The sequence below is a fragment of the Clostridium sp. 001 genome (assembly GCF_019056555.1).
GTDB classification, from domain to species: Bacteria; Bacillota; Clostridia; order Clostridiales; family Clostridiaceae; genus Clostridium_B; species Clostridium_B ragsdalei.
In genome coordinates, this window is the sequence record NZ_CP020473.1 from 2,745,828 (window position 1) to 2,772,507 (window position 26,680).

At 30.8% G+C, this 26,680-nt stretch carries 20 protein-coding genes and 1 riboswitch; of the genes, 16 read left to right on the forward strand and 4 right to left on the reverse strand.

Going from position 1 to position 26,680, the window contains the following annotated elements; all coding sequences use genetic code 11:
* The first annotated feature begins 116 nt into the window (after window positions 1-116).
* The 4 genes from B5S50_RS12925 (at window position 117) to B5S50_RS12940 (ending at window position 5,477) form a co-directional block, all read left to right on the forward strand.
* Complete coding sequence (locus tag B5S50_RS12925; RefSeq protein ID WP_217302015.1) at window positions 117-1,829, forward strand: methyl-accepting chemotaxis protein; 1,713 nt, start codon at window positions 117-119, stop codon at window positions 1,827-1,829.
* Window positions 1,830-1,935: 106 nt separating this feature from the next.
* Window positions 1,936-2,265, forward strand: a complete 330-nt coding sequence (locus B5S50_RS12930; RefSeq protein ID WP_065079051.1) for a DUF3870 domain-containing protein — start codon at window positions 1,936-1,938, stop codon at window positions 2,263-2,265.
* Window positions 2,266-2,492: 227 nt separating this feature from the next.
* Window positions 2,493-3,431: a DMT family transporter gene (locus B5S50_RS12935; RefSeq protein ID WP_083985732.1), complete on the forward strand. Its 939-nt coding sequence runs from the start codon at window positions 2,493-2,495 to the stop codon at window positions 3,429-3,431.
* A 333-nt stretch (window positions 3,432-3,764) separates the two neighbouring features.
* The gene (locus tag B5S50_RS12940; RefSeq protein ID WP_217302016.1) at window positions 3,765-5,477 is read left to right on the forward strand and encodes a methyl-accepting chemotaxis protein; all 1,713 of its coding nucleotides are present in this window, start codon (window positions 3,765-3,767) and stop codon (window positions 5,475-5,477) included.
* A 54-nt stretch (window positions 5,478-5,531) separates the two neighbouring features.
* Here B5S50_RS12940 and B5S50_RS12945 read toward each other — a convergent pair whose 3' ends face one another.
* Window positions 5,532-7,709 (reverse strand): methyl-accepting chemotaxis protein, encoded by a 2,178-nt coding sequence (locus B5S50_RS12945; protein ID WP_217302017.1) that lies wholly within the window; start codon window positions 7,707-7,709, stop codon window positions 5,532-5,534.
* Window positions 7,710-8,151: 442 nt separating this feature from the next.
* Here B5S50_RS12945 and B5S50_RS12950 point away from each other — a divergent pair, with 442 nt between their 5' ends.
* From B5S50_RS12950 to B5S50_RS12975, 6 genes are all read left to right on the forward strand, one after another.
* A complete protein-coding gene (locus B5S50_RS12950) occupies window positions 8,152-9,381 on the forward strand; it encodes an ammonium transporter (RefSeq protein ID WP_217302018.1) in 1,230 nt (409 codons plus the stop codon).
* Window positions 9,382-9,509: 128 nt separating this feature from the next.
* Window positions 9,510-9,884, forward strand: a complete 375-nt coding sequence (locus B5S50_RS12955) for a P-II family nitrogen regulator (RefSeq protein WP_217302019.1) — start codon at window positions 9,510-9,512, stop codon at window positions 9,882-9,884.
* Window positions 9,885-10,232: 348 nt separating this feature from the next.
* Window positions 10,233-10,316: riboswitch (cyclic di-GMP riboswitch) on the forward strand.
* Between the two features lie 63 nt (window positions 10,317-10,379).
* Entirely contained in the window at window positions 10,380-10,754 is a 375-nt protein-coding gene (locus B5S50_RS12960; RefSeq protein WP_065079061.1) for a response regulator transcription factor, read from the forward strand.
* Window positions 10,747-11,385, forward strand: coding sequence for a chemotaxis protein CheC (locus B5S50_RS12965; protein ID WP_065079062.1), 639 nt, complete (start codon window positions 10,747-10,749; stop codon window positions 11,383-11,385). Before B5S50_RS12960 ends, B5S50_RS12965 begins: the two co-directional genes overlap by 8 nt.
* Complete coding sequence (locus tag B5S50_RS12970; RefSeq protein WP_065079063.1) at window positions 11,378-12,322, forward strand: sensor domain-containing diguanylate cyclase; 945 nt, start codon at window positions 11,378-11,380, stop codon at window positions 12,320-12,322. Before B5S50_RS12965 ends, B5S50_RS12970 begins: the two co-directional genes overlap by 8 nt.
* 368 nt (window positions 12,323-12,690) lie before the next feature.
* On the forward strand, window positions 12,691-13,821 hold the full coding sequence (locus B5S50_RS12975; RefSeq protein WP_217302020.1) for a class I SAM-dependent RNA methyltransferase: 1,131 nt from the start codon (window positions 12,691-12,693) through the stop codon (window positions 13,819-13,821).
* Between the two features lie 48 nt (window positions 13,822-13,869).
* On the opposite strand, the gene B5S50_RS12980 is transcribed toward B5S50_RS12975, so the two are convergent.
* The gene (locus B5S50_RS12980) at window positions 13,870-14,517 is read right to left on the reverse strand and encodes a TetR/AcrR family transcriptional regulator (protein WP_242872151.1); all 648 of its coding nucleotides are present in this window, start codon (window positions 14,515-14,517) and stop codon (window positions 13,870-13,872) included.
* A 181-nt stretch (window positions 14,518-14,698) separates the two neighbouring features.
* On the opposite strand from B5S50_RS12980, the gene B5S50_RS12985 reads away from it, so the two are divergent.
* From B5S50_RS12985 to B5S50_RS12995, 3 genes are all read left to right on the forward strand, one after another.
* A complete protein-coding gene (locus B5S50_RS12985; RefSeq protein WP_217302021.1) occupies window positions 14,699-15,973 on the forward strand; it encodes an efflux RND transporter periplasmic adaptor subunit in 1,275 nt (424 codons plus the stop codon).
* Window positions 15,974-15,987: 14 nt separating this feature from the next.
* Window positions 15,988-19,044 carry an efflux RND transporter permease subunit gene (locus tag B5S50_RS12990; protein ID WP_217302022.1) on the forward strand — a complete coding sequence of 1,019 codons (3,057 nt, stop codon included), beginning with the start codon at window positions 15,988-15,990 and terminating at the stop codon, window positions 19,042-19,044.
* A 257-nt stretch (window positions 19,045-19,301) separates the two neighbouring features.
* The gene (locus B5S50_RS12995) at window positions 19,302-19,940 is read left to right on the forward strand and encodes a methyltransferase domain-containing protein (protein ID WP_242872147.1); all 639 of its coding nucleotides are present in this window, start codon (window positions 19,302-19,304) and stop codon (window positions 19,938-19,940) included.
* A gap of 127 nt (window positions 19,941-20,067) precedes the next feature.
* Here the strand turns inward: B5S50_RS12995 and B5S50_RS13000 are convergent, their stop codons facing one another.
* A complete protein-coding gene (locus B5S50_RS13000; protein ID WP_217302023.1) occupies window positions 20,068-21,513 on the reverse strand; it encodes a DEAD/DEAH box helicase in 1,446 nt (481 codons plus the stop codon).
* Between the two features lie 156 nt (window positions 21,514-21,669).
* On the opposite strand from B5S50_RS13000, the gene B5S50_RS13005 reads away from it, so the two are divergent.
* The 3 genes from B5S50_RS13005 (at window position 21,670) to B5S50_RS13015 (ending at window position 25,301) form a co-directional block, all read left to right on the forward strand.
* Complete coding sequence (locus tag B5S50_RS13005; RefSeq protein WP_065078878.1) at window positions 21,670-22,887, forward strand: deoxyguanosinetriphosphate triphosphohydrolase family protein; 1,218 nt, start codon at window positions 21,670-21,672, stop codon at window positions 22,885-22,887.
* 431 nt (window positions 22,888-23,318) lie between these two features.
* Complete coding sequence (locus B5S50_RS13010; RefSeq protein ID WP_065078877.1) at window positions 23,319-24,317, forward strand: sodium:calcium antiporter; 999 nt, start codon at window positions 23,319-23,321, stop codon at window positions 24,315-24,317.
* Window positions 24,318-24,872: 555 nt separating this feature from the next.
* Entirely contained in the window at window positions 24,873-25,301 is a 429-nt protein-coding gene (locus tag B5S50_RS13015) for an Lrp/AsnC family transcriptional regulator (RefSeq protein ID WP_217302024.1), read from the forward strand.
* A gap of 51 nt (window positions 25,302-25,352) precedes the next feature.
* On the opposite strand, the gene B5S50_RS13020 is transcribed toward B5S50_RS13015, so the two are convergent.
* Complete coding sequence (locus tag B5S50_RS13020) at window positions 25,353-26,582, reverse strand: NADP-dependent malic enzyme (protein ID WP_065078875.1); 1,230 nt, start codon at window positions 26,580-26,582, stop codon at window positions 25,353-25,355.
* Between the last annotated feature and the right edge of the window lie 98 nt (window positions 26,583-26,680).

Below are 26,680 nucleotides of genomic sequence, written 5' to 3' on the forward strand. Positions count from 1 at the left end.
ATAATGATTCTTATAAGGTAGTATATGATAGTTATAAATGTTATGTTAGTCATTTGGATTTTATTAGGTATTGTTGTAATATATAGTATATAGGGGAATGAAAGGGGAGATAATATATGGCTTTTTTTAAAAATATGCGAGTAAGGATAAAATTAATTTTATGTTTCCTTATTATATCTATATTAATTGTTATTGTTGGAATTATAGGTATAAATTCATTGAGAATTGCGGATACAAATTCTCAGGAAATGTACAGCAATAGATTTCAGAGTGTGTACATGCTTACAGATATGAAACAAAATTTGACACAGGCTGAGTCTGATATATTACAGTTGGTGTATGTAAAGGATAATTCTAAAAAGGATGATCTAGAAAAAGATATTCAACAAAATAAAGCTGAAAGTGATAAGTATATTTCTAGTTATGAAAAGTTATCCATGAATGATGAAGAAAAGCAAATATGGCCTACATTTAAAAGTCAACTTAATCAATATAGAACGTTAAGAGAAAACGTTGTAAAATCTGTAGATACGGCAAATAATGATAAGATAGTAAGGCAGTATGAAGAATTAATAGGTTATAAAACGGAAATGTTTAGCAACCTTGAAAAACTTATAAGTATAAATAATGATATTGCTAAGGCATCTAATGTAGATAACCATTTATTATATATAAATTCAAATAGATCTATGATAATATTAATGATAATAGGCTTACTAATTGCAATAGGTCTTGGGTTATTTATATCAAGGGATATAAATAATCCACTAATGGAAACATTAGATTTTGCAGAAAATTTATCAAAATTTGATTTAACCCATGAGTATCAAGTTGATAGAAAAGATGAATTTGGTAAAACCAGTGAAGCACTTATAAAAGCCCAGAAGAATATCAAAGAACTTATAAAGGTAATAATAGATAATTCACAGGATATGAGTTCATCTAGTGAAGAACTTTCTTCTACATCAGAAGAATTGTCATCCAAAGTTCAAGAAATAGACAATGCAGTAACAAATATAACATCTGAAATTGAAGATGCAAGTGCATCATCAGAACAAATATCTGCATCTATACAAGAAGTAGATTCAAGCATCAATGAGTTATCTGGAAAAGCAATAGAGGGAAGCAATAATGCAAACAATGCAAAAGAGAAGTCAACCAAAGGTAAAGAAGATGGAAAAGAAATTATGGATCAGGTACAAAATTTGTACAAAGAGAAGAGAAACAATATGCTGCAGGCAATTGAAGATGGAAAGGTTGTTAAGAATATAAGGGTTATGGCAGATACTATTTCAGGTATTGCAGAACAGACAAATTTGCTTGCACTAAATGCATCTATAGAGGCAGCTAGGGCAGGAGAACAGGGAAAAGGCTTTGAGGTAGTTGCACAGGAGGTAGGAAAACTTGCAGAAGAATCCCAAAATGCTGTAGCAAGTATACAGGATACTATTTTAAAGGTTCAGGATGCATCTAAAAAGTTATCTGAAAATGGTAGTGATTTGTTAAGATTCATAAATGAAGAGATATATGGAAAAATTGATCAACTTAGAGGCATAATAGATTACTATAGTGAGGATTCAGATTTTGTAAGTAAGATGTCGGAAGAAATAGCATCTATGTCGGAAGAACTTACTGCTACAGTTGGTCAAGTAAGCGATGCAATTCAAAATGTGGCGTCAACTTCACAGAAATCGAGTGAAAATGCACAAAATATAAAAATTGGTGTTAGTGAAACAACTAAGGCAATAGATCAGGTAGCTTTGACTGCACAAAGTCAGGCTGAATTTTCACAAAAACTCAGCGAAATGGTACAAAAATTTAAGATTTAGAAGAGTTCATATCTAAAGTTTTTTTACGATAAATATGATATAATGGTGTTGTTTAGAAATTTTGCCATAAAGGTTCATCAATATTAAAGTTTAGGAGATAAGTGAGTTGAAAAGAAATAAGATATTTGTTAGTGGTTATGCAAAACTTCCAGGTGGAATAACTGCAACTGAAGTTTATACTGAAATTGCAATGACAGCTGTTTTAGATAGGGTTACAGGGGAAATATATGAAATAGAGTGTACACTTGTAACGAATACAGCAAGAGAATATATAAAAAAATTGCTGGCTGGTAGAAACATAAATGATATAGATGATATGGTAAAAGATATTGCTGATAATTATTTCGGAATCGCTAAAAAAGCTATAATAGCATCGTTGACAAACTGTTATGAAAGATATATACTTATTACCAAAAGCGGTAATGAAGACAAATAAATATAAATTTAATGAATTGCCATTTTGTTATGGTGTAAAGTTATCCCTTTGCATAAAAGTGACAGGAACACGGCATTAATATATTTTAAAGTATATTAATGCTGTTTTTTGATGTTGTTTTTTAATTGAAAGTATATAAGTTGAATAAAAGGAGGTATAAGTAAAATTAAAAAAGGTTTTTTAATTAGTATATTTAAATAATATTTCATGAAAGGATGTTTGTAATTGTGGGTTACGTATTTATTATTTTAGCTGCTGTAATTTTTAGTACGATGGAAATCGTAGGCAAATTAGCTGTGGGTTTAAATCCATTGCAATTAAATTTTCTTAGATTTTTAATAGGAGGATTAATTTTATTTCCACCAACTATTAAAGCTATGAGAAATAAAAAGATGAAGTTTAAAAAAGATGATTTATATTATTTCCTAGGTACAGGATTTTTATGTGTTGTACTCAGTATGTCCCTGTTTCAATTGGCAATTACATTTACAAAGGCATCTACGGTTGCCATAATTTTTAGTACAAACCCTGTATTTACAGTAATGTTTGCATATTTGTTTTTAAAAGAAGATTTAAATAGAGGTACTATTATATCAATTATACTTAGTCTGGTTGGTATAGTGTGCATACTAAATCCTTTTGGTACAGTTAGTGATGTAAAAGGTATAGTATTATCTATTTTAGCAGCGGTTACTTTTTCACTTTATAGTGTAGTTGGAAAGCTGAGATCTGAAAAGTATGGAAGTATTACTTTAAACTGTGTTAGTTTTTTAGTTGGAGATGTTATTATGCTTTTAATTATATTATTATCAAATCTTCCAGTAGTTAGCAGCATAATAAATCCTAAGGGTGGTTTAAGTTTTATGTCTCATATACCAATTATTTATGGAATAAGTGCTGCTAATATAATTCCAGTAATATTTTTAGGAATTGTAGTAACAGGATTGGGATATATGTTTTATTTTATGGCTATGGATGAGACTTCAGCAACCACAGCATCTATAGTTTTCTTTATTAAACCGGCGCTTGCACCTATTTTTGCATTAATTGCTTTAAGTGAAAAAATACCTATGAATACTGTCATAGGTATATGCTTCATATTAATTGGATCCTATTTTTCTTTTACAGCTAAGAGTAGGGCTAGGGTTGGAGAAGTAGAAAGTTAAATAAGAATTCAATAAATTTAAGCAGAATTTTGTTGAATAAGGTATATATATGTGTTAATATTATTAACAATGTAAAGGAAACTATGATATATATGCCGTAATTTGGGTATCAGACATATACGGAGTTAATGATACAACCGACCTTACATCTATAATCTATAGGTGTGAAGTTTTGTTTTTACAATTTAATAATTTCCATATTTGTAAGCAATAGTTCTATTTAAATAATATAATATTAATTTACATTATTTATTAAGATGGAAATTTAGTAATATATTTAAATTTTACGCTATTTAGGACAAGTTATTTAATATCTTACGAGGGGGAAATAATATGAGATGGTTTAATGATTTAAAAATTAAACAAAAACAGGTTATAGGTTTTTTTACAGTAATTTTATTTGTTGTAATAGTAGGAACAATAGGCACACTAAATATGTATAGAATAAATAAAGCTTCAAGTAGTATGTACAGTGTTAACTTGCAAAATGTTAAAAATCTTGATAAGGTTCATGCCGATATAATGCATCATCGTCTAGAATTAATGAATCTTGTAGAAAGCAGGGATAAGAATAAAGTTGAGGATACTGTGCAGACCATAACCATTTATCAAAATGAAGATAATAGTCTGCTTAATAAATATAAAAGCTCTAGTTTGACTTTACAGGAAAAGAATTTACTATCTAAGTTAGAAAGTCAGCTAACTGACTGGAGGAGCATATGTGATAAGATTGTAGAGCTTATGCGTCAGGGAAAATATGATGAAGCAGCAAATTTAAATAAAGAAGCTATTACCTATAGAAGTAAATTGACCGCTACTATCGAGCAGTTAAGTGAAAGTGCAGTAAAGGAAGCTGATAATAAGAACATTGAAAATACAGCTACGTATAATAAGTCATTGTATATGATAATGATAATTACTCTAATTGGAATAGTTGCGGCTTTCTTTTTAGGAAATAAGATTGCTTCATCAATTTCAAAAGAAGCAAATAATATTTTGAAATTTACAGATGCTATAAGTCAGGGAGATTTAAGTAAATCTATTCAGGCATTGAGTAAAGATGAAATGGGAACTATAGCTAGAGAATTAGGTAAGGCCAATAAAAATATTAGAAATTTGATAACTGAGATAACGCAAAGTACTGAGAATATAAGTGCTTCTAGTGAAGAGTTATCTGCTACTACGGAGGAAATCTCTTCTATGATGACGTCTGTAAATGAGTCTACTTCACAAATAGCAGATGGATCTGAAGATTTAAGTAGGATTACAGAAGAGATAAGTGCCTCTTGTGAAAAAATGGAACAAAATACACATAAACTTACCCAAAAGGCAAATGAAGCTACAAAATCTTCAACAGAAATAAAAAAACGTGCTGTGGACATAAAGGAAAAGGCAGCTCAAAGTATAGAAGAAGGTACTGATATATATAATAAAAGAAGAGATGATATTATAAAGGCTATTGAAAAGGGCAAAGTGGTTTCAGAAGTTAAAATTATGGCAGCTTCTATTGGTGATATAGCAGAGCAGACAAACCTTCTAGCATTAAATGCAGCTATTGAAGCTGCAAGTGCAGGCGAGCATGGCAAGGGATTTGCAGTAGTTGCAGATGAAGTTAGAAAATTGGCAGAAGAATCTTCAGAGGCAGTTGGAAACATAAATAAAATGGTACTTGCGGTGGAAGATGCTTTTAATAATTTGTCTGACAGCGGCAAAGAAATTTTAAATTATATATCAAATAGTGTTAAACCAAATTATCAAATTCTAATGGATACAGGACTGCAGTACGAAAAGGATGCAGAATTTATGAATCAGATGTCAGAGGAGATTGCTGTAGCTTCAAAACAGATGAGCGGGATAGTATCTGAGGTAAATGGTGGTATTCAAAGTGCAGCAGCTACTGCACAGGAGTCTGCGGCTGGATCTGAGGAAATTTCCAGTAGTGTAAATGAGGTTACTAAGGCTATTTCAGATATATCTGGTTCTTCTCAGAGTCAGGCAGAACTTGCAGAAAAACTTACAGATATAGTAAGTCAATTTAAAATATAAAAATAAGTCATAAAAACAGATTCATGAAAGTAAAATGTTCATGAATCTGTTTTTTTAATTTATCTTAAATGCACCTACCATCTCTTGAAGGTTGTCAGATGAATATTCTAAAGTATCACTTATTTCTTTTAGCCTTGTTGTTTTGCTCAGTATTTCTTCAAGTAAATTTAGGGATTCTTCACTGCTGTTAGTACCTTTAACGGTTCTTATATTTATTTCATCTGCAGCTTGATTTATATTTATAACCATGTTATCTACATCTTCGCTTTCTTTATTAGTTATTTGGAATATATTGTCCATTTTTTTGTTTATATCTTCTATGTTTCCTATAATATATTTGAAAGTACCTATACTATCCTTTACACTGCTTGTAGAACCTTCAACTTTAGAACCAATTTCATTAATTTCATGGAAAGTATTTTTAATTTCATTTTGAATATTGACAACTAAGGTACCTATGGATTTTGTTGCGTCCTCTGTTTCAACAGCTAATTTTGATATTTCTTCAGCTACTACTCCAAATCCCTTTCCTGCTTCACCAGCTCTTGCTGCTTCTATAGTGGCATTTAATGCTAGGAGTTGAGTCTGATTACTGATGCTGTTTATTGTAGTAACTGCATTGGTTATAGCATTTGAATGATCTCGAAGTACTGTTATCCTAGTAAGGGTTTTTTTCATAGCTTTTTCTAGATCATTTATAGAGTTAAGTATACTGTTAAAATAATCATTGGCTTTTACTGCACGATCACTAGTATTTACAATCTTGTCTGTAACCTGGTTTATGAGGGTATCCATTTCCTGTATTGATGCAGACAGATTATTAAAGTGTTCTTTAGTACCTTGAAACACATTATTTTGCTTTTGAGAAACATCTACCAGACCATTAACAGTTTTAGCTACTGTATTCATATTATCCTTTACTGCATTAGTCAAATTGGAAACTACTTCAACAGAGTCTTTTGATGTTTTAGAAGAAATACCAACTCTTTTTATCATAGACATTTGATTATTTATAAATTTGTTAAACCATCTTGAAAGTTCACCTATTTCATCGTAAGAAAGTTTGTCTACTCTTTTTGTTAAATCTCCTTTACCTTCAGCTATCATGTGAAGTATATCCACAGTCCTGTTTAATGGTTTTACCACTAATTTTTGTGACACTGTATAACTTACTAAAGTAAGTATACACCATGCTAGTATGGAGGATATGATTCCAGCATCGGGTTTTAAAGAATAAATTGCACTATTTATAGCTATAACCAAAGCTGAAGCAATTGATATTATAATAGGTATTCTTAGATTTATACTTTTAAAGTTATATATTTCTGATATGTCCCCTTCACACATCATGCCCCAGGTTTCATTGCTGTAAGGAGGAGTTATAAGGGTACCTTTACCGCCTACAAGTATATGCCTGTAGTCAGGATAGCCTGGCCAGGTGTCTAGGTTTTCACCATTTTTAATGGTATTTTTAACTCCCTGGTGTAGATCTCCTGTTTCGGGATCTGTAAATCTTATTTCAAATTCTGTATGTTTTTTAATTTTAACAATACTTCCTTTAGAAGTCCTTACACCATCTTTAAGATTTTCTCCTTTAGTAAAAGTATTATCTTCAAATCTACTTCTGGATATAGCAGTTCCAGGTAATATATCTCTGTTTGTTTTTACCATAAATAAATAATTATCACCGGAATCCTTGTATATATGAGTATCTTCATCCTGGATTACATTACTCATATCGTCATTGAGTATTCGTCCTAAAAGTATTCTTTTGTTACCGGAACAATTTGAATAAGGTGTAGAAAAAAGTAAAGTTACTTCATCTGCAAATTTCTTTTTGGATAAATCTATGTCTAAAGTAAACGCATCCTCATAAGGACCATACATGAGTTTTTCATTTTTTATGCCGCTTTTATAATTAGGAAAAGTACTCATATCAATACCTATATGTTTTTTACAAGTAGAACTTAATATTTTTCCACTTTCATCTAATATGAATAGCTCACAAAAATCATCATATTGATTTAATTTTTTATCCAGTTCCTGTAGTAAGTTACTGTCATCTTCATCAAAGTTTTTTATAATATTTTCTGTATTCTCAAGCTGCATCCATTTATCCCTAAACCAATTGTCTAACGCTTTTTTTCTTCCTTTTGATATACCTTCAAATACCTGTCTAGATTGATTTTTGATTTTTTTATTTAATGAATACATTAATTTTAATTTTATCATAAGCTGCCCCCTTTTGCTAAATAATACAGTTTAGATTTTTAGCATAGATAAAATTTATTTATATATTATAAGCACTTTAAATTATTATTGTATAATATATTCTACAAAATTTTAATAATTCCTGTAAATTTTATAATAAAATTTAGTAATTATTCATTAAATAAAAATAATTTTTTAACAATTAAAATGAATAATTTTAACTTATAATATTCATTGATAATGATTAGTATATTTCTTAATTTTATATACAATACTGAAATATATAGGAATAAATTCTTATACGCATATTAATGAATCAAATTCTGCAATTGTTAATAAAAATACACTATTTATAATAAATTATTAAAATTTTGATATTACTATTGATAATTTATCTAAAAATTAGTATTATATATATAAGTTTTACAAAATTCATAATTATTTTTTAAAAGGAGGTATTTTTATGTACGGAGTAAATGGAGCAGATACAGTTTTCGTACTTATAAGCGCAGCACTAGTAATGATAATGACTCCAGCACTGGCCTTATTTTATGCAGGAATGGTTAGAGGAAAAAACACTTTAAACAGCACTCTTCATAGTTTTTCAGCTTTAGCAGTTATATCTATTCAATGGATACTTATAGGATACACATTATGTTTTGGCACAGACATTGGGGGAATCATAGGTGGCTTTAATTTTGCAGGTTTAAAAGGAGTTGGATTTGCACCAAATGTAGATTACGCAGCTACTATTCCACAGCAAGTATATATGTTGTTTCAGCTTATGTTTGCTATAATAACTCCAGCACTTATATCAGGATCCATTGCAGAAAGAATGAAATTTATGCCTTGGGTAGCATTTGTTTTACTTTGGACAACTTTAGTTTATGATCCTATTGCTCACTGGGTATGGGGAACAGGTGGATGGCTTAAAAATCTCGGAGCTTTAGACTTTGCAGGTGGTAATGTAGTTCATATTAGTTCAGGTATTTCCGGACTTGTAGCAGCACTCATGCTTGGTAAAAGGAAAAATGTAGGAAAACCTAGTAACTTGCCGATGACATGTTTAGGAGCGGCAATACTTTGGTTTGGTTGGTATGGATTTAATGCTGGAAGTGCACTTGCTATAAATGATGTAGCAGTAAATGCTTTTATAACTACAAATACTTCCGCAGCAGCTTCAGCAATAAGTTGGAGTGTTTGTGAACTCTTCTATAGAAAGAAAGTTACTTCTCTTGGAGTTGCCAGTGGAATAGTTGCAGGTCTTGTAGCTATAACTCCAGGCGCAGGTTTTGTAAGTCCTTTAGCTTCAATACTTATTGGATTAATAGGAGGAGCTATTTGTTACACTACTGTTACTTTTGCAAAATCTAAGTTTGGATATGATGATGCACTTGATGCTTTTGGATGTCATGGTATAGGAGGAATCTGGGGAGGAATTGCTACAGGAATATTTGCATGGAAAGCAATAAACTCTGCCGGTGCGAGTGGACTTATACATGGGAATCCTAAATTGGTTCTAATTCAACTTACAGCTGTTCTGGCAAGTGTTGTATATTCTGCAATAGTTACATTTATAATAATTAAAGTAATTAAATCTGTAAGTGGAATAAGAGTAACTGATAAAGATGAACAGATTGGACTTGATGTTACAGAACATGGTGAAGAAGCTTATGGAGGAATGAATATTTAACAATTGACTATTTTATTGTAAGAAAGGGAACTCTAGTTTAAAATAAGAATTGAATTAGAGAGTTAATTTTCATAAAACATCATAAGCTGTATTATGAAAGTAAATATATGTTTAAAGGAGGTAAAATAATGGGAGACAAACTTACTAAGGTTGATATTATTACTTCTGGAGGAAGATTTGAAGAGCTGAAACAAGCATTAGGAGATATAGGAATTTCAGGTATGACTGTTACGAATGTTTTAGGGTGTGGAATGCAAAAAGGTCATAAAGAATATTATCGTGGGTTAACTATGGATATTAATTTATTGCCTAAAGTTAAAGTAGAGATAATAGTTTGTGAAGTACCTGTAGAGAAAGTTATTGAAACTGCTAAAAAGGTTCTCCACACTGGAGAAATGGGCGATGGAAAAATATTTGTATATAATGTAGAAAATGTTATACGAATAAGTACTGGTGACGAAGGCAAAGCTGCTCTGCAATATAACAAAGATGATAAAAGGTAATGATAAACAGAGTTCTTGGCATCAGGTGGAGTTTTGACTCCACCTGATGCTTATTAACAGGATTCTTAGTGCTTCAGCACTTAGAATGCGTTATCCTTTAGGGGAAATCGTTATCCAGAGATGTAGCTGCTCTTTACTCCAACTTGGAGAAAAGCAGATATCCCAAATCTTCGATTTGGTGATAGTCGCCTTCACAGAGTGCGTGGGAGTATTAGAGCAGGTAGTCATCGGACAAACTAAGTAGAGATATAGTGGAGTTTAGGAATATATTAGAGCTTAATTAAGATATTGGTGTTATTAGTGTTATTTGACTTTATTTATATTTGATAGTAAAATGAATATAATTTAATAATAGTTGGAAGCAATGAAAAATTTCCGCTATTTGGGCACTTGGAAATTTTAAAGCTAGTAGTGCACCCGGCCAACAATTAATAATGTTTATTAATTGTTGGCTTTATTTTTATTTTAAGGTTACTGGGGGGAATAAAAGTTATTATGTTAAAGATTCTAATTGTTGATGATTCTAACTTTTCTCAAAAGATAATATCTAATTTATTAAAAAGTTTTTTGGATAATGCTGAGTTCTTTTTTGCAAGTGATGGAAGAGAAGGCTTTAGCAAATACAAAGAAATTAAACCGGATTATGTATTTGTAGATTTGTTGATGCCAAATGTAAATGGTAAAGAGTTGATAAAATTAATAAAAGAATATGATGCTAGTTGTAAAATAATTGTTATTTCTGCAGATGTACAAAAAAACGTAAGAGAAGATATGGAATCATATAACATAATGTACTTTATAAATAAACCGTTTAATCAGGAAAAAGCAAAGTTCATATGTGATAAAATGAGGAATGATAAAAATGAATAGTAATGCCTTAAGATATGATATATTAAGGGAATTATTTAATATTAGTATTGGCAAGGCTGCAAGTATTCTTTCGGAAATAACAAATAAAAAGATTTTGTTAGATGTTCCTAATATAGAAATATTAAATTCTCAAGATGAAAAATTTAAAATAAATGGATATTTACCTGATAAAATAGATGGAACATTAATGGTATCTTCTATTTCTTTTGAAAAAAAATTAAAAGGAAAAGCAAATTTAATCTTTCCGGCTAAAAAAATGAGAACTTTTATAAATCTTTGCTTAAACGAGGAACAAGAAAATAGTGAATATTATGATATGAATTTTACAGACATAGATTTTGATACTGTTAAAGAAATAGGAAATATAATTTTAAATTGTATCTTAGGTGAAGTTGGGAACTATTTAAATATCAACTTAACATATACTTTACCGGAAGTAAAAGTATTTAATGTAATAGATTTTAGCAAAGACATTAAAAATGAAAGTTATATGTATACCTTGGTTTTATACATAACTTTTCTCATAGATGATGTGGAAATAGAGGGTGCTGTAATAATTGATTTAACATTAAAATCCTTAAATGAATTGATGAAAAAAATTGATAAAGTAAGGGATGAACTTTATGAATAGAATTTTATTTGATGCTCTGGATAATGTTAATGAAGGAGTAGTAATTTTAAATGAGCAATTTAAAATTTTATTTTGGAACAGTTATATGGAACATATAACTGGAATTGGAACAAAATATATTATAGGTAAAAGTATTTATAAAGCACTACCAAGTTTTAATAGAAATTATTTTAATGAATCTATAAAGTCTTTAATGAATAATGAATATAGACTGTTTTTTTCAGCCACCATGCATAAGGATCTAGTTAATGATAATGGAAAATTTAATTTAAAGATAAGCAAGTTAGAAGAAGGCAAATCGAGGTTCCTATTTTTGGAGTTTATTAACGTTACCAATGAATTTGAGAGAGTTAATCAATTAAAATTATATATCAATAAATTATTTCTTTTAAATAAAGAACTAAAGGATAAAGAAAAAGTTATTAGAAATTTGGCTTATTATGATAAATTAACAGGGTTGGGAAACAGGGTGTTATTTTATGAAATTGCAGAGAAAATACTTGACAGTTGCCGTAGAAATAACAATATGTTAGGGCTAATGTTCATAGATGTAGACAATTTTAAAAGTATTAATGATACCTATGGACATACGACTGGTGACAACGTTCTCGCCAAGGTGGCAGATATATTGAAGAAAGCTACGAGAAAAAATGATGTAATTGCTAGATTTGGTGGAGATGAATTTTTAGTATTGCTGCCAGATATAAAAAATTTTAATAATTATAAAATAATACATTCTAGGATTATAAATACTAAAAAGAGAATTATAAATTTAGGTGGTAATAAAATAAATATATCTCTTAGTACTGGAGTTAGTTTTTATCCTCAGGATGGCAAAAGTATTGATGAACTTATAATAAAGGCTGATAAGGCAATGTATATTGCAAAAAACGTAGATGGAAATGATAACTGTTTTTGCAGTAAATATATTGTGTAAGATTAGTATTTAAGTTAGAAATTAATAGTTAAGAATGAAGAATTAATAGTTAATGTGGATTTTTTTCCGTTACACTACAAAAAATCTTTGATTAAGCTTTTCACCACTCGTTTTGCTAAAGCGAAACATTGCTGATTTATATAAATTTAAAGATTTTTTGCGACAGCTAAAAATCATCTTTCACTATTAATTTTTCATTATTAATTCTTAATTTGCTAAGCTTTGCTTCGCAAGTTTTTTATATTAAGTCAAAATTTTATATGTGCGAAAGTTTGAGTTCCTATATAAATTAGAACTACATTTGATATAATAACTATAGAACTTGTAAAGGAAAGCTAGATTTATACATATAACTTTAGGAGGATAATATGGACTATACTTTAATTGCCACATCAACTTTTGGACTTGAGTCTGTAGTGGCTAAAGAGCTTAAAAACTTAGGATATGATGATTTAAAATTGGAAAATGGTAAAGTTACTTTTCCTGGAGATGAGATGGATATAGTTACCTGTAACCTGTGGCTTAGAACTGCAGACAGGGTACTTATAAAAATGTCAGAATTTAAAGCTGAAAGTTTTGAAGAACTTTTTCAAGGAACACTTGCTGTAGATTGGGGAAGCATAATGCCTGAAAATGCGTTTATGCATGTAACTGGAAAATCTATAAAATCGAAACTACATAGCGTGCCGGATTGCCAGTCAATAGTTAAAAAAGCTGTTATTGAATCTATGAAAAAAAAGTATAACAGAGAGAAATTTAGTGAAGATGGAGTAGAATATAAAATAGAAGTAGCAATATTAAAGGATATAGTAACTTTAACTGTGGATACTTCCGGCGAAGGACTTCACAAGAGGGGATATAGGAAAAACTCAGGTGGAGCACCTATGAAAGAAACTTTAGCAGCAGCTTTAGTTCTCTTGAGCAAATGGGAGCCTTCTAGAGTACTCGTAGATCCTATGTGTGGTTCTGGAACTATTGCCATTGAAGCTGCTATGATAGGAAAAAATATAGCACCAGGTTTAAATAGGAACTTTGTGTCGGAAAAATGGGGTATAATTCCTCATGATTTATGGGAGGATTTGAGAAAGCATGCTAGAAATTCTATAAATAATAAAGAGTTTAAAATTTTAGCTTCAGATATAGATGGCTGGGTAATTAAAACCGCAAAAGATAATGCTAAAAAAGCAGGAGTGGCAGAACAAATTGAATTTCAAAAAATTCCTGTGCAAAATTTCAGTTCAAAAAAGAAATATGGGTTTATAATAAGTAATCCACCCTATGGCGAAAGACTTGGAGATGTCAAAGAAGTGGAGAAACTTTATGAGGATATGGGCAGTGTATTTTCAAAACTTCAAAATTGGTCTTATTTTATAATAATCGCTCATGATGGATTTGAAAAACATTTTGGAAAAAAATCAGATAAGAATAGGAAACTATATAATGGCAAATTAAAATGTTATTATTATCAGTATTTTGGAGAGGAGCCAAAACATAATTAACTGCCTAACGTATATAAAATGACTTATATATCTTTTATTATGTATAAGTCATTTTTGCTTTATCCCATTTAGTAGTAAGTCACAATATTTTTCTGTGATTTCACTTATAGATTTTTCATGTTTTTTATATGCCGCATACCCTTTGGAAAATTCCACTTCTGGTATATTGAGTCTTTCCATAATGAAATCCCTGAGAAGTACCATATTTCTAAATATATAAAATATCATAATATTTTTATCTAAATCCCTACGTATCAATTTTTTATCCTGAAATATATCTATTATATCTATAAATTCTTTTCGATTTACTGGTAAGTATGACTTAAATTGTTTACTTTTACAGGCATGAAAAAGAAAGCTAGCATAGTTATAATACATAAAATCAAATTCCAATACATGTAGTACAAGTTTTTTTGACAACGTTAGGGCATCTAAATGCTCTTCTTCTGGTTTAAAGTTGGTTATATAAGATAACTGCTTGCTTAAAGTATAGTCAATAAGAAAGATATATAGGTCTGTTTTGTTACTAAAATATCTGTAGAAGCTTCCCTTAGCAACTTTTAAATTAGTTATAATTCTATTTAAAGAAGATGAATCAAAATCGTGATTTGCAAATTCATCGATGGATACTTTTATAATTTCTTCCTGCCGTTCTTTAGGTAAATTAAAAAAAGTTTTATTAGGCAAGGTTATCACCCCTAATTTTATAATTAATGCAATTTAAGTAATCGGCTTCCAATTGTGTAATCGTCTCAATAATAATTATAACATTTATAAAAAAGTTTTCTAGTATTGACAGTAAAAGTACGTAGGTGGTATAATTTATTGAATTGACCACACGGTCGCGACTCATCATTCTTATATTAGGAGGTGCATTATGCCAAACAAAGTTCTTAATGTTATAAGAGAAAAGGTACCTAATGATGTTTCAAGAAAAAAAGTACCTATTATTTGTTTAGTTGTTGTAGTTATTATTGCATTAACAGCGTATTTTACAGCTTTTTCAAAGAGTAAAGAAAAAGAGACTACTGCTAGAAGTTATCCGGTAAAAACTGCTGAAATTAAAAGCGGAAGTTTTCCTATGACACTCCAATATGAAGGATTAACAGGAGGCAGTGAAGTTAGAAAATTATCTTTTAAGAGCTCAGCTAAAATTTCAAAGATATATGTATCAAAAGGCCAGCATGTAAAAAAAGGTGAAAAGTTAGCAGACCTTGATAAAACTGATTTGAATTTTGCAGTACAAGCTGCTAAATCTCAAATGGATACAGCTTCGGCACAATATAGTAAAGCAGTAAACGGAGCACAGCAGGAAGATATAAATAAAGCTCAAATAGCTGTACAAAATGCACAGGATAACAATAATTATTATAAGGATTTATATGATAAATATATCAAATTAAATCAATCGGGAGCTATTTCAAATCAACAGTTAAATGATACAAAACTTCAGGTAGACAGTACTCAGAATGCATTAAACAGTGCCCAGCAAAGTCTACAGCAGCTTCAGAATGGATCTAGGCCAGAAGATAAACAAGCAGCCCTAGATCAGCTAAATACAGCAAAAGCTGACTATGACTCAAAACAAAGTTTACTTAATGATGCTACTATGACTGCAGATATGGACGGTTATGTTGTTGATGTGTTAGGTAAAGAAGGAGAAATGCAGCAGGCAGGTGGCCCTGTAATATTATTTAGAAGTGAAAATCAAGTTATTACAGTAGGTCTATCTCAAGATGATGTAAAGAAAGTAAAAGTTGGGACAAAGGCGCAAGTAAATATTGGAGACGATAAAGCACAAGGAGAAATTATAAATATAGTCCAAATGGCAGATAGTAAATCTGGAACATATAGTGCTGAAATCAAGCTGTCTACGGCTATAGATGCCAGTAAATATTATGTAGGTGAAACTTCAACAGTTTACATAGACATGGGTCAAACGAATTCTATATCCATTCCAATTAGTTCAGTTTTAAATGATGGGGAAGATTATGTTTATGTAGTTGAGAACGGACATGCTGTTAAGAAAAATATAACTTTAGGTGATACTGATGAGGATAAAGTTTCAGTAGATGGTCTAAAAGATGGAGATGAACTTATAGTTCAAGGAATGAAGAACTTAAAATCAGGATATAAAGTTACAGTTAAATAGAAGGAGAATATAATATGGGATTAATTAAAGCAGCTATAAAAAATAAAAAAATTGTATTATTTCTAGTGGCTATAATTATAGTTAGTGGCTTTTACTGTTATAGTGGAATCTCAAAACAGGAAACCCCAGATGTTGCATCTCCAGCAGCTATGATTACTACAGTTTATCCAGGTGCTTCACCTAGCGATATAGAAAAGTTGGTTACTAAAAAGGTTGAGCAGAAAGCTGAGGAAGTTGATGGATGTGACTATGTACAATCTTATTCGGAAAGCAATGCATCAATAGTTATACTCTATTTAAACAATGATGCTGATGAAGATAAATCTTGGAGAGATTTAAGAGATAAGATAAAGGATTTAAAATCTGACCTTCCAAGTGGATGTAATGATAGTGAAATTAATACTAATCTTACAGAAACAGCCGGTAGCATAATAAGCATATCAGGTAATAATTATTCTTATCAACAGTTAGGAGATTATGCTGATGATATAAAGAAGGAGCTTCGTGATACTGAAGGTGTTTCTAGGATAGATGTAAAGGGTAAGCAGGATAGACAAGTAAAAGTAGATATAGATTGGAATAAAATAAATAAATATCAAGTATCTGTAGCAGATGTATGTTCTGTATTAAAGGCACAAAATGTAGATATACCATCGGGTTCCTTAAATTTGGTTACGGGTAAGATAAAGGTAAATACGCCGGGGATGTTTAGTTCACTGCATGATATAGAAAATACTGTTGTAGGAGTCTCAAGTAGTACGGGTGAAATGGTAAGAATTAAAGATATAGCAAAAGTATATATGGACTATGATGATGATTCAACTTATAAATTTACTGACAATGCTCAAAATGCAGTATTGCTTGCAACGTATTTTCAAAAAAATAAAAATATAATTCCAATAGGAAAGGATATAAAGAAAAAATTAGATACAATAAAAAAGGGAATGCCAAGTGATCTCAAAATAGATGAAGTTACTTTTCAACCTAAGGATGTAAGTGATTCTGTCTCATTTTTTATGAAGAATCTTAGGGATGGAATAATACTTGTAATCATAACTGTTCTTATCGGTATGGGTTTTAGAAATGCAATGGTAGTATCTGCAGTTATACCTATATCAATCTGCATGACTTTTGCTATTATGTATGCTCTTGGAATAAAAGTTGAACAGATGTCAACTACGGCACTTATTATAGCCCTTGGAATACTCGTTGACGATGCTATAGTAATAGGAGATGTCATACAGGTTGGAATAGATGATGGTATGGGAAGGAATGAAGCGGCATTTAATGGAATAAAAAAACTATTTGTACCAGTATTTACTTCCACCTTAATCATTGTAGGAGCTTTTTTACCTTTGCTCTCAATATCAGGAGTTGTTGGAAAGTTCTTAAAGAGCCTGCCGCAGGTTGTTATAATATGTGTAATCTGTTCTTATTTATGTGCGTTGTTTGTAACACCAGCTATGTCTTCTTTGTTTTTTAGAAAGAGTAAGGAGAGCAAACGGGAAAATCCAATTCGTATGATGTTTGAGAATCTTTTAAAATATGGACTTAAGCACAAGAAAACTATTATTGGGGCAGCATTAGCTGTTTTTGCAGTGGCATTGATTTTAATTAAAACTCTCGGAATGCAGCTCTTCCCTTATGTAGATAAAAATATGATATATATAGATGTCTCAAATGAAAAAGTTGCAGATATAAAAAGTACTAGCAAGTTGGTGAACCAAATAGAAGGTATATTAAAACGGCAAAAAGAAGTTACAGCTTATACTTCGGCTATAGGTGGTGGTATGCCTAAGTTTTATGTAACACTTCCTACAGTTGCGCCTGCTGATGACACGGCCCAAATTATGATAAAAGTAGATTTAAAGAAGACAAATAGATTTAAAACTAGGCAGGAGTTAGTAGAATATGTACAAAATCAAATAGATAACAACATTTCAGGAGGTACAGCTACAGTAAAACAACTTGAGGAAGCCATGCCTATAGGTGCACCGATACGTTTGAGACTTACTGGAGATGACCTGGATCAGATTCAGAAGGTTTCTGAAAAGATACAGCAGCAGTTAAAAAATATACCTGGGACTATGAATGTAAGAGATGATGCTGCTAAAAAGACTTATGAATATGAAGTAGATATAGATGAAAATAGAGCATCACAACTTGGTTTATTAAAATCAGATGTCCTGCAGCAGATTAATATTGCACTTAAAGGATATAAGGCTTCTACTTATAGAAAAAATGGTAATGAATATGATATTATGGTCAAAACAAATATTTCATCTGTAGGAGACTTGAAAAATTTATATATTGAATCAAGTGTTACCAAGAATAAAATACCTTTATATGAGGTTGCATCTGTTAAACTTAATTCGGAAATAGATAAGATCACTCATTATAAAGAAGACAGAACTGTAACTATTTACAGTGATGTTAAAAGTGGATATAATTCAGTTAATATAGAAAAAGAATTGCAGCAAAAAATAGATGGAATGAGTATAGATCCAGTAAAAGTTATATATGATGGTGAAAAGGCTCAGATAAGTAAGTACTTCACAAGCCTTGGTGTAGCAGGTGTGCTCATTTTAGTAATAATATATGTACTCTTGTTTATTCAATTTAAATCATTTGTACAACCACTTGTAATAATGTGTTCTCTGCCACTGTCCCTTATAGGAGTTTCAATAGGACTTCATGCTTTTGGAATGAATCTGTCACTTACAGCTTTTATGGGTATAATAAGCTTAATTGGAGTTGTTATAAGAAATGCCATACTTCTTATTGAGTATATAAACAATGGTAGAGAAGATGGACTTTCTGTAGATGATGCTTGTATGTTTGCTGTAAGCCAAAGATTTAGACCTATAATATTGAGTTCTACGGCAACAGTTACAGCACTTATACCACTAGCTTTTTCAGGAAGTGCACTTTTTGGACCTATGTCCGTTGCTATGATGTGTGGACTTTTGACAGCTACGTTTCTTACGTTTGTGGTAGTACCTGTAGTTTATTCTATGGTAAATACGAAACTAGAAAAAAAGATTAAGAGTAAAGAAGTTATTACTGATTAAGAAATGCCGTATAGAGTTTTAACTTAAAAATCAACTTATACATAGAAATATTTAGTCGCACTTGTGGTTGTACAAATATTCGAAGTATAAGTTGATTTTTTGCTTAGAAATTCTATAATAGGAAAAAGTAAGGTACATTAATATAAAAATTTAATATAACTATAGTAAGGAAAGTATGAATTCATTGGATGTTTTTCACACTTTTATGTAGTCATAAATAATATATATTAAAAGTATGGAGGAATATTTTCCAGTAAATGTTTAGGAGGTGGTTTATAACGAAATATAATAATGAAAAAGAAAATTGCTATAAAGATAAAGGGTATAGGAAACTTCATCTTGGTTGCGGAAGAACTATACTTGAAGGATGGATAAACTTAGATCTTATAAAGCTTCCAGGTGTGGATGTAGCTGCAAACTTAGACGAATGTGCTAATGTTAAGCTTCCATTTGAGGATGACTATTTTGAAGAGTTTTATGCAAGTCACTTAATTGAACATATAAAGAATCCACTGTCTATGATGCAGGAACTTCATAGAATAGCAAAGCCAAATGCTAAAGCTATTTTTAGGTGCCCTTATGGATCTAGTGATGAAGCTTTTGAAGATCCTACTCATGTTAGACAATATTTTTTAAATTCTTTTGGATATTTTGGACAACCGTTTTATTGGAGAGCTGACTATGGTTATAGAGGGGATTGGAAAGTAAAAAGACTTATTTTAACAGTTGATAAAAATAAATATGAAGGTGTTGAACCTTATAAGGTTTTAGAGGAAGTAAATAAATTTAGAAATGTTGTAAGGGAAATGATTGTTGAATTAATAGCAATAAAGCCTATAAGAGAACCTAATAAGAATTTACAAAATCGTGTAAATGTTGAATTTAATCTAGTTTAGCTTTACGCATATAAGTATTCTAACTTAAAAATCAACTTATACGTAGAAATATTTAATCGTACTTGTCGTTGTATAAATATTCGGAGTATAAGTTGATTTTTTGCTTAGAAAACCTATAGGTTTAGCATCATTTTTGAGCTATTTCTACTCTTACAGATTTCCCCTTGATGGTTTTGTGTTTAAGTCCATCGAGAACTGTGCGGCCTTTCCCAGATAGTATATCCACGTAAGAAAAGTTATCCTGAATTTCTATTATGCCAACGTCTTCAGGGTTAATACCATCAATGCTGGATATAGTCCCAGCAATATCCCCTGGCCTTATTTTTTTCTTTTTACCTGCACTTATATATATTTTTGTAATGTCTTTATTTAGTTTATTGGATTTATCTTTTTTTATCTTAGGAGCAGCTTTTAACTTTTCTCTATATATATCCTTGCCTTTTTCCACTTCCTCTTTTGATGGAACGTCACCTTTTTCAATAGTAAGATTGAAGGAGTTTTCTATTTCTTCTAGAAATCTATATTCTTTAGGTGTAACGAAAGTTATGGCAGTTCCACTTTTTCCTGCACGGCCTGTTCTTCCTATTCTATGAATATAACTTTCTTTTTCCATAGGAATATCATAGTTTATGATATGGGTTATATTTTCTACATCTATTCCACGGGCTGCAACATCCGTGCATACAAGAAAAATAAATTCTCCTCGCTTAAATCTTTTCATGACATCAATTCTTTCAGATTGAAGCATTCCTCCGTGAAGGGCACTGCAGGAATAACCTTTACCTTTCATTTGAAGCACAAGGTCTTCTACATTCTTCTTTGTTCTGCAAAATATCATACAACTTTCTGGCCTTTGAGTATATACTAGCTTATTTAACAAATCGAATTTTTTATATGCCTCTATCTGATAATATATTTGATTGATTCTATTTATTACAGGATTTTCGGCTTCTATTTCTATATTAATAGGATTATTCATATATGCAGCACATAATTTAAGTATTTCTTGGGGAATGGTTGCAGAAAAAAGGAGAGTTACTCTATTTTTAGGCAGCTTATCTAGGACAGCTTTGACCTGATCTATAAACCCCATATTTAGCATTTCATCTGCTTCATCTATGATCAAATATTGTATTTTTTTTAGGGAAAGAGTACCTTTTTCTATATGATCTAGTGTTCTTCCTGGTGTCCCAACTACTACATGGGTTCTTTGTTTAAGTTCTTTTATCTGAGTTGTTATAGGCTCTTTTCCAAAGATTGCAGTACAATTTATTCTCTTAAATCTTCCTATATCGTAAAAATCTTCTTTTATTTGTAGTGCAAGCTCTCTTGTAGGAGCAAGTACTAATACCTGAGGATTTTTTTCTTCAAGTTCTATTTTTTCACAGATTGGTATGGCGAAAGCTGCTGTTTTTCCACTGCCAGTTTGTGACTTTACTATAATATCTTTATTTTTAAAAATAAGTGGTATTACTTTTTCTTGAACCTGGGACGGATTTTTATATCCTAATTTTTCTATTGATTCTAATATATCTTCACTTAATGCGAAATCTTTAAACTTTAGTTTATCCATAATTTTTTTTACCTCGTATACTTTTATATTAACAACACTTATCATACTATTATGTGCTTATAATGTATAGGGGACTTAATGAAATTCATTCATTGCATATTTTAAATTATGGTATAATATTTACACCATACAAGTTGCAAAAAGGAAGGTCGAAAAATGGAGAGAAAAAAATTTTTAGATGTTGCTACTACAGAGAATAATAAAAAATGGAAACAAAGCATTTCTAGAGAAAACAAATTGTATAAAAGAAACCATGAGCTCCGAAGCGAATTTTCAAGAGACTATAATAGAATATTGCATTCTACTTCATACAGGAGACTAAAACATAAAACTCAAGTATTTTTTGCAACAGATAATGACCATATATGCACAAGAATAGAACATGTAAACCATGTTTCTGCTGTGAGCTATACTATCGCCAACTATTTGGGTTTAAATACACAGCTTACTACAGCAATTGCCATTGGACATGATTTAGGACATACCCCTTTTGGACATGAAGGTGAAAAAATATTAGGAGACTTTTCTAAAGCACATTTAGGCAATGAATTCTGGCACGAAAAAAATAGTTTAAGGTTTGTAGATAAAATAGAAACTTTGCCAAACCCTGCGGGAAAACAAAGCAACCTTGATTTAACCTATGCTGTAAGGGATGGAATTGTATGTCACTGTGGAGAGGTAAGGGCAGAGGCAATTTTTCCAAGAGATCAGGTTGTAGATTTAAACGATATACAAAAAACATTACAAATATCTTCTTATACCTGGGAAGGTTGTGTTGTTAAAATAGCAGATAAAATATCCTATCTGGGTCGGGACATAGAAGATGCTTTTAAACTTGGAATATTAAAGAGAAGTCAATTAAAAGAACTATATAAAATAACAAAAGATACTGTTGGTATACACAGTATAAGAGAAATAAACAATACGGTGCTCATGCACAATTTTATTGTAGATTTATGTCAAAATAGTAGTCCAGATAATGGTATTGTATTGTCAAGCAAATATTTGAATTTTATTGATCTTGTAAAGGAATTTAATTATGAAAATATTTATAATCATGAAAGGCTTAATAATTTTAAAAATTATGTAAAATTAGTTTTAGATACCATATTAAATACTTTAATGGGTTATTATGATGGTGAAAAGACATTAGACAAAATTAAAGACTTTAAAAGGATATATCCTTCGCTGCATGAGGGATTTTCTGGATGGCTAAAAAAATATTGTATTCAATTTAAAGGAAGATGGAGAGATAATGAAAAAATTTATGATTTAAAGAATTATCGTGATTATATCCAGGCTATCATAGATTATACGTCTGGTATGACGGATAACTTTGCCATAAGAGTTTTTAATGAAATGTTGAGATTTTAATTGACAATATAAAGTTATGTAAGTAGAATATAATAAACAGAGTTCTTGGTTTCAGGTGGAGTTTTTTCTCCATCTGAAACTTATTAACAGGATTCTTAGTGCTTTAGCACTTAGAAGGCGTTATCCTTTAGGGGAAATCGTTATCCAGGGGCGTAGCAGCCGTTATCCCAAACTTTATAAGAAAAGCAGATATCCCAAATATTTAATTTGGTGATAGTCTCTTTTGCTGTGCGCGATGGGGGGATTACGGCTGGTAGCCATCGGATAAATTGATATATTGTCAAGAGGGAGTAGTTTGAAAGATAATGTCAACATATTGGTTTAAAAAACCTGGCATTATCCACAATTATGTGTAACGAGACTTTTGGTGTATTTAATTTAATACACCAGGAGTCTTTTTTTATTTTTTACTTTAAGAGGAGGCGTTTAAAATGATTTTATCTGGCATTATCATGGTTTTGTCAGCTCTTTTAATTTATTTTAGCTGCGAATTTTTTGTTAATAGTATTGAATGGGTGGGCAAGGCCTTTAATATATCCAAAAATGCAGTAGGAACTGTACTTGCAGCCTTTGGTACTGCGTTACCTGAAAGTATTGTGACTTTAATTGCAGTAGTATTTGGGGCAAACTCAAGCCAAAAGGACATCGGAGTTGGTTCAGCCTTGGGAGGCCCTCTTGTACTGAGTACCATTGCTTATGCAGTGGTTGGAATAAGCATAATTATGTTTAGTAGTAAGAGAAAAATAGGAAAGCATATTAAAATTAACGCAAGAAAGTTAGGAAGAGACCAAATTTGGTTTATGTGTATTTTTGCATTTAAAGTGGCATTGGGATTTGCAGCTTTTTCCATAAAGCACTGGTTGGGATTCTTATTTCTGGCCGTTTATGTACTTTATTCTTATGGCGAATTAAAGGCAGATGAGGAAGAAAGTGAAGAAAAACTTGAACCTTTAAAGATTAGTCCTAAAAATACACATCCTACAAAAATTATGATTTTAGGTCAAACCATAGTATCTCTAGTATTTATTTTTGCAGGTTCTCAGATATTCGTACACAATTTAGGCTCACTAAGCAGCTTCCTTGGAGTACCACCGCATATAATAGCATTGATACTCAGTCCTGTGGCAACAGAACTCCCGGAGACACTAAATGCAGTTATATGGGTAAGACAGGGAAAGGAAAATTTAGCACTTGCAAACATCAGTGGATCTATGATGATTCAAGCTACTGTGCCAAGTGCACTTGGAATTATTTTTACTCCATGGATGTTTGATAAAAGTCTGGCTCTTTCAGCTTTTATAACTTTTATAGCAATTTTATTTTTATGGATAACTTTAAGAAAAAGCCATTTATCAGCTTGGAGGCTATCTCTTAATGCTTTACTGTATGTTGTTTTCATAATTGGAATATTATTTACTCAACTTTCATAGTTTAAAAAAATTGCGAAGCAAAGCTTCGCAAGTTAAGAATTAATAATGAAAAATTAATAGTGAAGGATGATTTTTAGCTATTGCAAAAAATCTTTAAATTTATATAAATCAGTGCTTAGTAATGTTTTGCTTTAGCAAAACGAACATCCAAAAATTTAATTAAAGATTTTTTGTAGTGTAACGGAAAAAAATCCACATTAACTATTAATTCTTTATTCTTAACTATTAACTAAAAAAATTTTATATATGCGAAAGTTGAGCTATTTCAAAAGTTGAATATAGATTATTTTGTTTTTTTAGTTGGTAAATTAAATATTAAATTAAAAAAATTAATTGGGAGGATGAAAAAGTTTATTTTAAAAGTTATTGAGGATAATTTATTGACATATAGTATATTTAAACTATAATAAAAATGTACTACAATTGGATAAATGGTAGCATTTTAATGGAATAAATTTACATATAAATGTTTACATTTTGATTAAATTTACCTATAAGAGATATTCAGAAGAAAATTGTTTTCGTCTCATTTTTTACATTATGGAGGAATAGAAAATGGACATGATTGATCGTCAAATTGTAAAGTGCCTGCAGAAAAATGGTAGGATTTCAATAAAAAAATTGTCGCAAATAGTTTGTCTAACTCCTCCTGCAGTTGCAGAACGCATAAGAAAGCTTGAAGAAGCAGATGTTATTATGGGATATAGGGCTGTTATTAATCCCCAGAAGATGGGAATGAATATAGAAGCTCTTATAAATATTACATTAAAAGCAGGTAAACGAAAAGAATTTATTGATTTTGTAAGAAAAAGTAAGTGTATAGTTAAGTGTTATCATGTTACAGGAGGTTTTTCCATGACTGTTAAAGTAATAGTCAAAGAGACGTCCGAGTTAGAAACATTAGTAGGTAAAATTCAGCAGTATGGTAATACACAAACTCTTATTATTCTTTCTACTATTATTGAACATAAAGGAATTGTATAGATAATATTTTTAAAGTCTGGAAGAAAACCAGACTTTAAATTTTTGTGTTTATTATGCTTGTACAAGCTTTTTAGTATGTTCTTCTACCATTTCAGGAGTGATGTCAGTTCTTCTTGCAACTCCACTTTCTATGGCAGCTTTTGCTACATAGTAAGCTACCTTTGGTGCTATTCTTGAGTCGAAAGCATCTGGTATAACATAATCTTCATTAAGTTCTTTTTCAGTTATTATATCTGCTATAGCACATGCAGCAGCTATTTTCATTTCTTCGTTTATTTTTGATGCTCTTACATCAAGTGCTCCTCTAAATATTCCAGGGAATGCAAGAACATTATTTATTTGATTTGGAAAATCCGATCTTCCTGTACCAACTACTCTGGCACCTGCAGCTTTTGCTTCATCAGGGTAGATTTCAGGTTTAGGATTGGCCATAGCAAAAATGAGGGGATCTTTATCCATTGTTTTTATCATTTCAGGAGTAATTACTCCAGGAGCAGATACACCTATAAATACATCAGCTTCTTTTAGTACATCTTTAAGCGCACCTTTTACCATGCTAGGATTTGTAATTTCTGCCAGGTCTTTTTTTGCAGCACTTAAATTTTCTCTATCTTTTGATATAGCACCTTTTCTATCGCATACAATAATGTTTTTAACTCCTCTACTTACAAGCAGCTTTGCGATTGCTGTACCTGCAGCTCCTGCACCATTTATTATTACTTTTAAGTCTTCAAATTTTTTGTTTACTATTTTAAGCGCGTTTATCATAGCAGCTAAAGTTACTACTGCTGTTCCGTGTTGGTCGTCATGAAAAACTGGTATATTGCAGACCTTTTTTAATTTATCTTCTATTTCAAAGCATTCAGGGGCTTTTATATCTTCTAGGTTTATTCCTCCAAATGTGGATTCTATTAATTTTACTGTTTCTACAATCTTGTCAGGATCTTTGCTGTCAACACAAATAGGAAAAGCGTCTACTCCTGCAAAAGTCTTAAATAGAATAGATTTACCTTCCATTACAGGCAAGCCAGCTGCAGCACCTATATTTCCAAGTCCCAAAACTGCACTGCCGTTAGTTACTACTGCTACATAATTTCCCTTAGAAGTATAATCGTATAGGGCATTATAGTTTTTGTTGATTTCAAGACATGGTTCAGCAACACCTGGAGTATATGCTAAACCCAGATCCTCTCTTGTTTTAACAGCTACTTTACTTTTAAGTTCTATTTTACCTTCATGTTCTTTATGAAACTTTAATGCTTCTTCTTTTAAATTGTTCATATGTAAACCTCCTTGTGTGATAAAAAATATTTCCAGCAACCAAAATAATAAATGAAAAACAGGTTACTGGAAATTATATTACGTTATAGGCTTTCTAA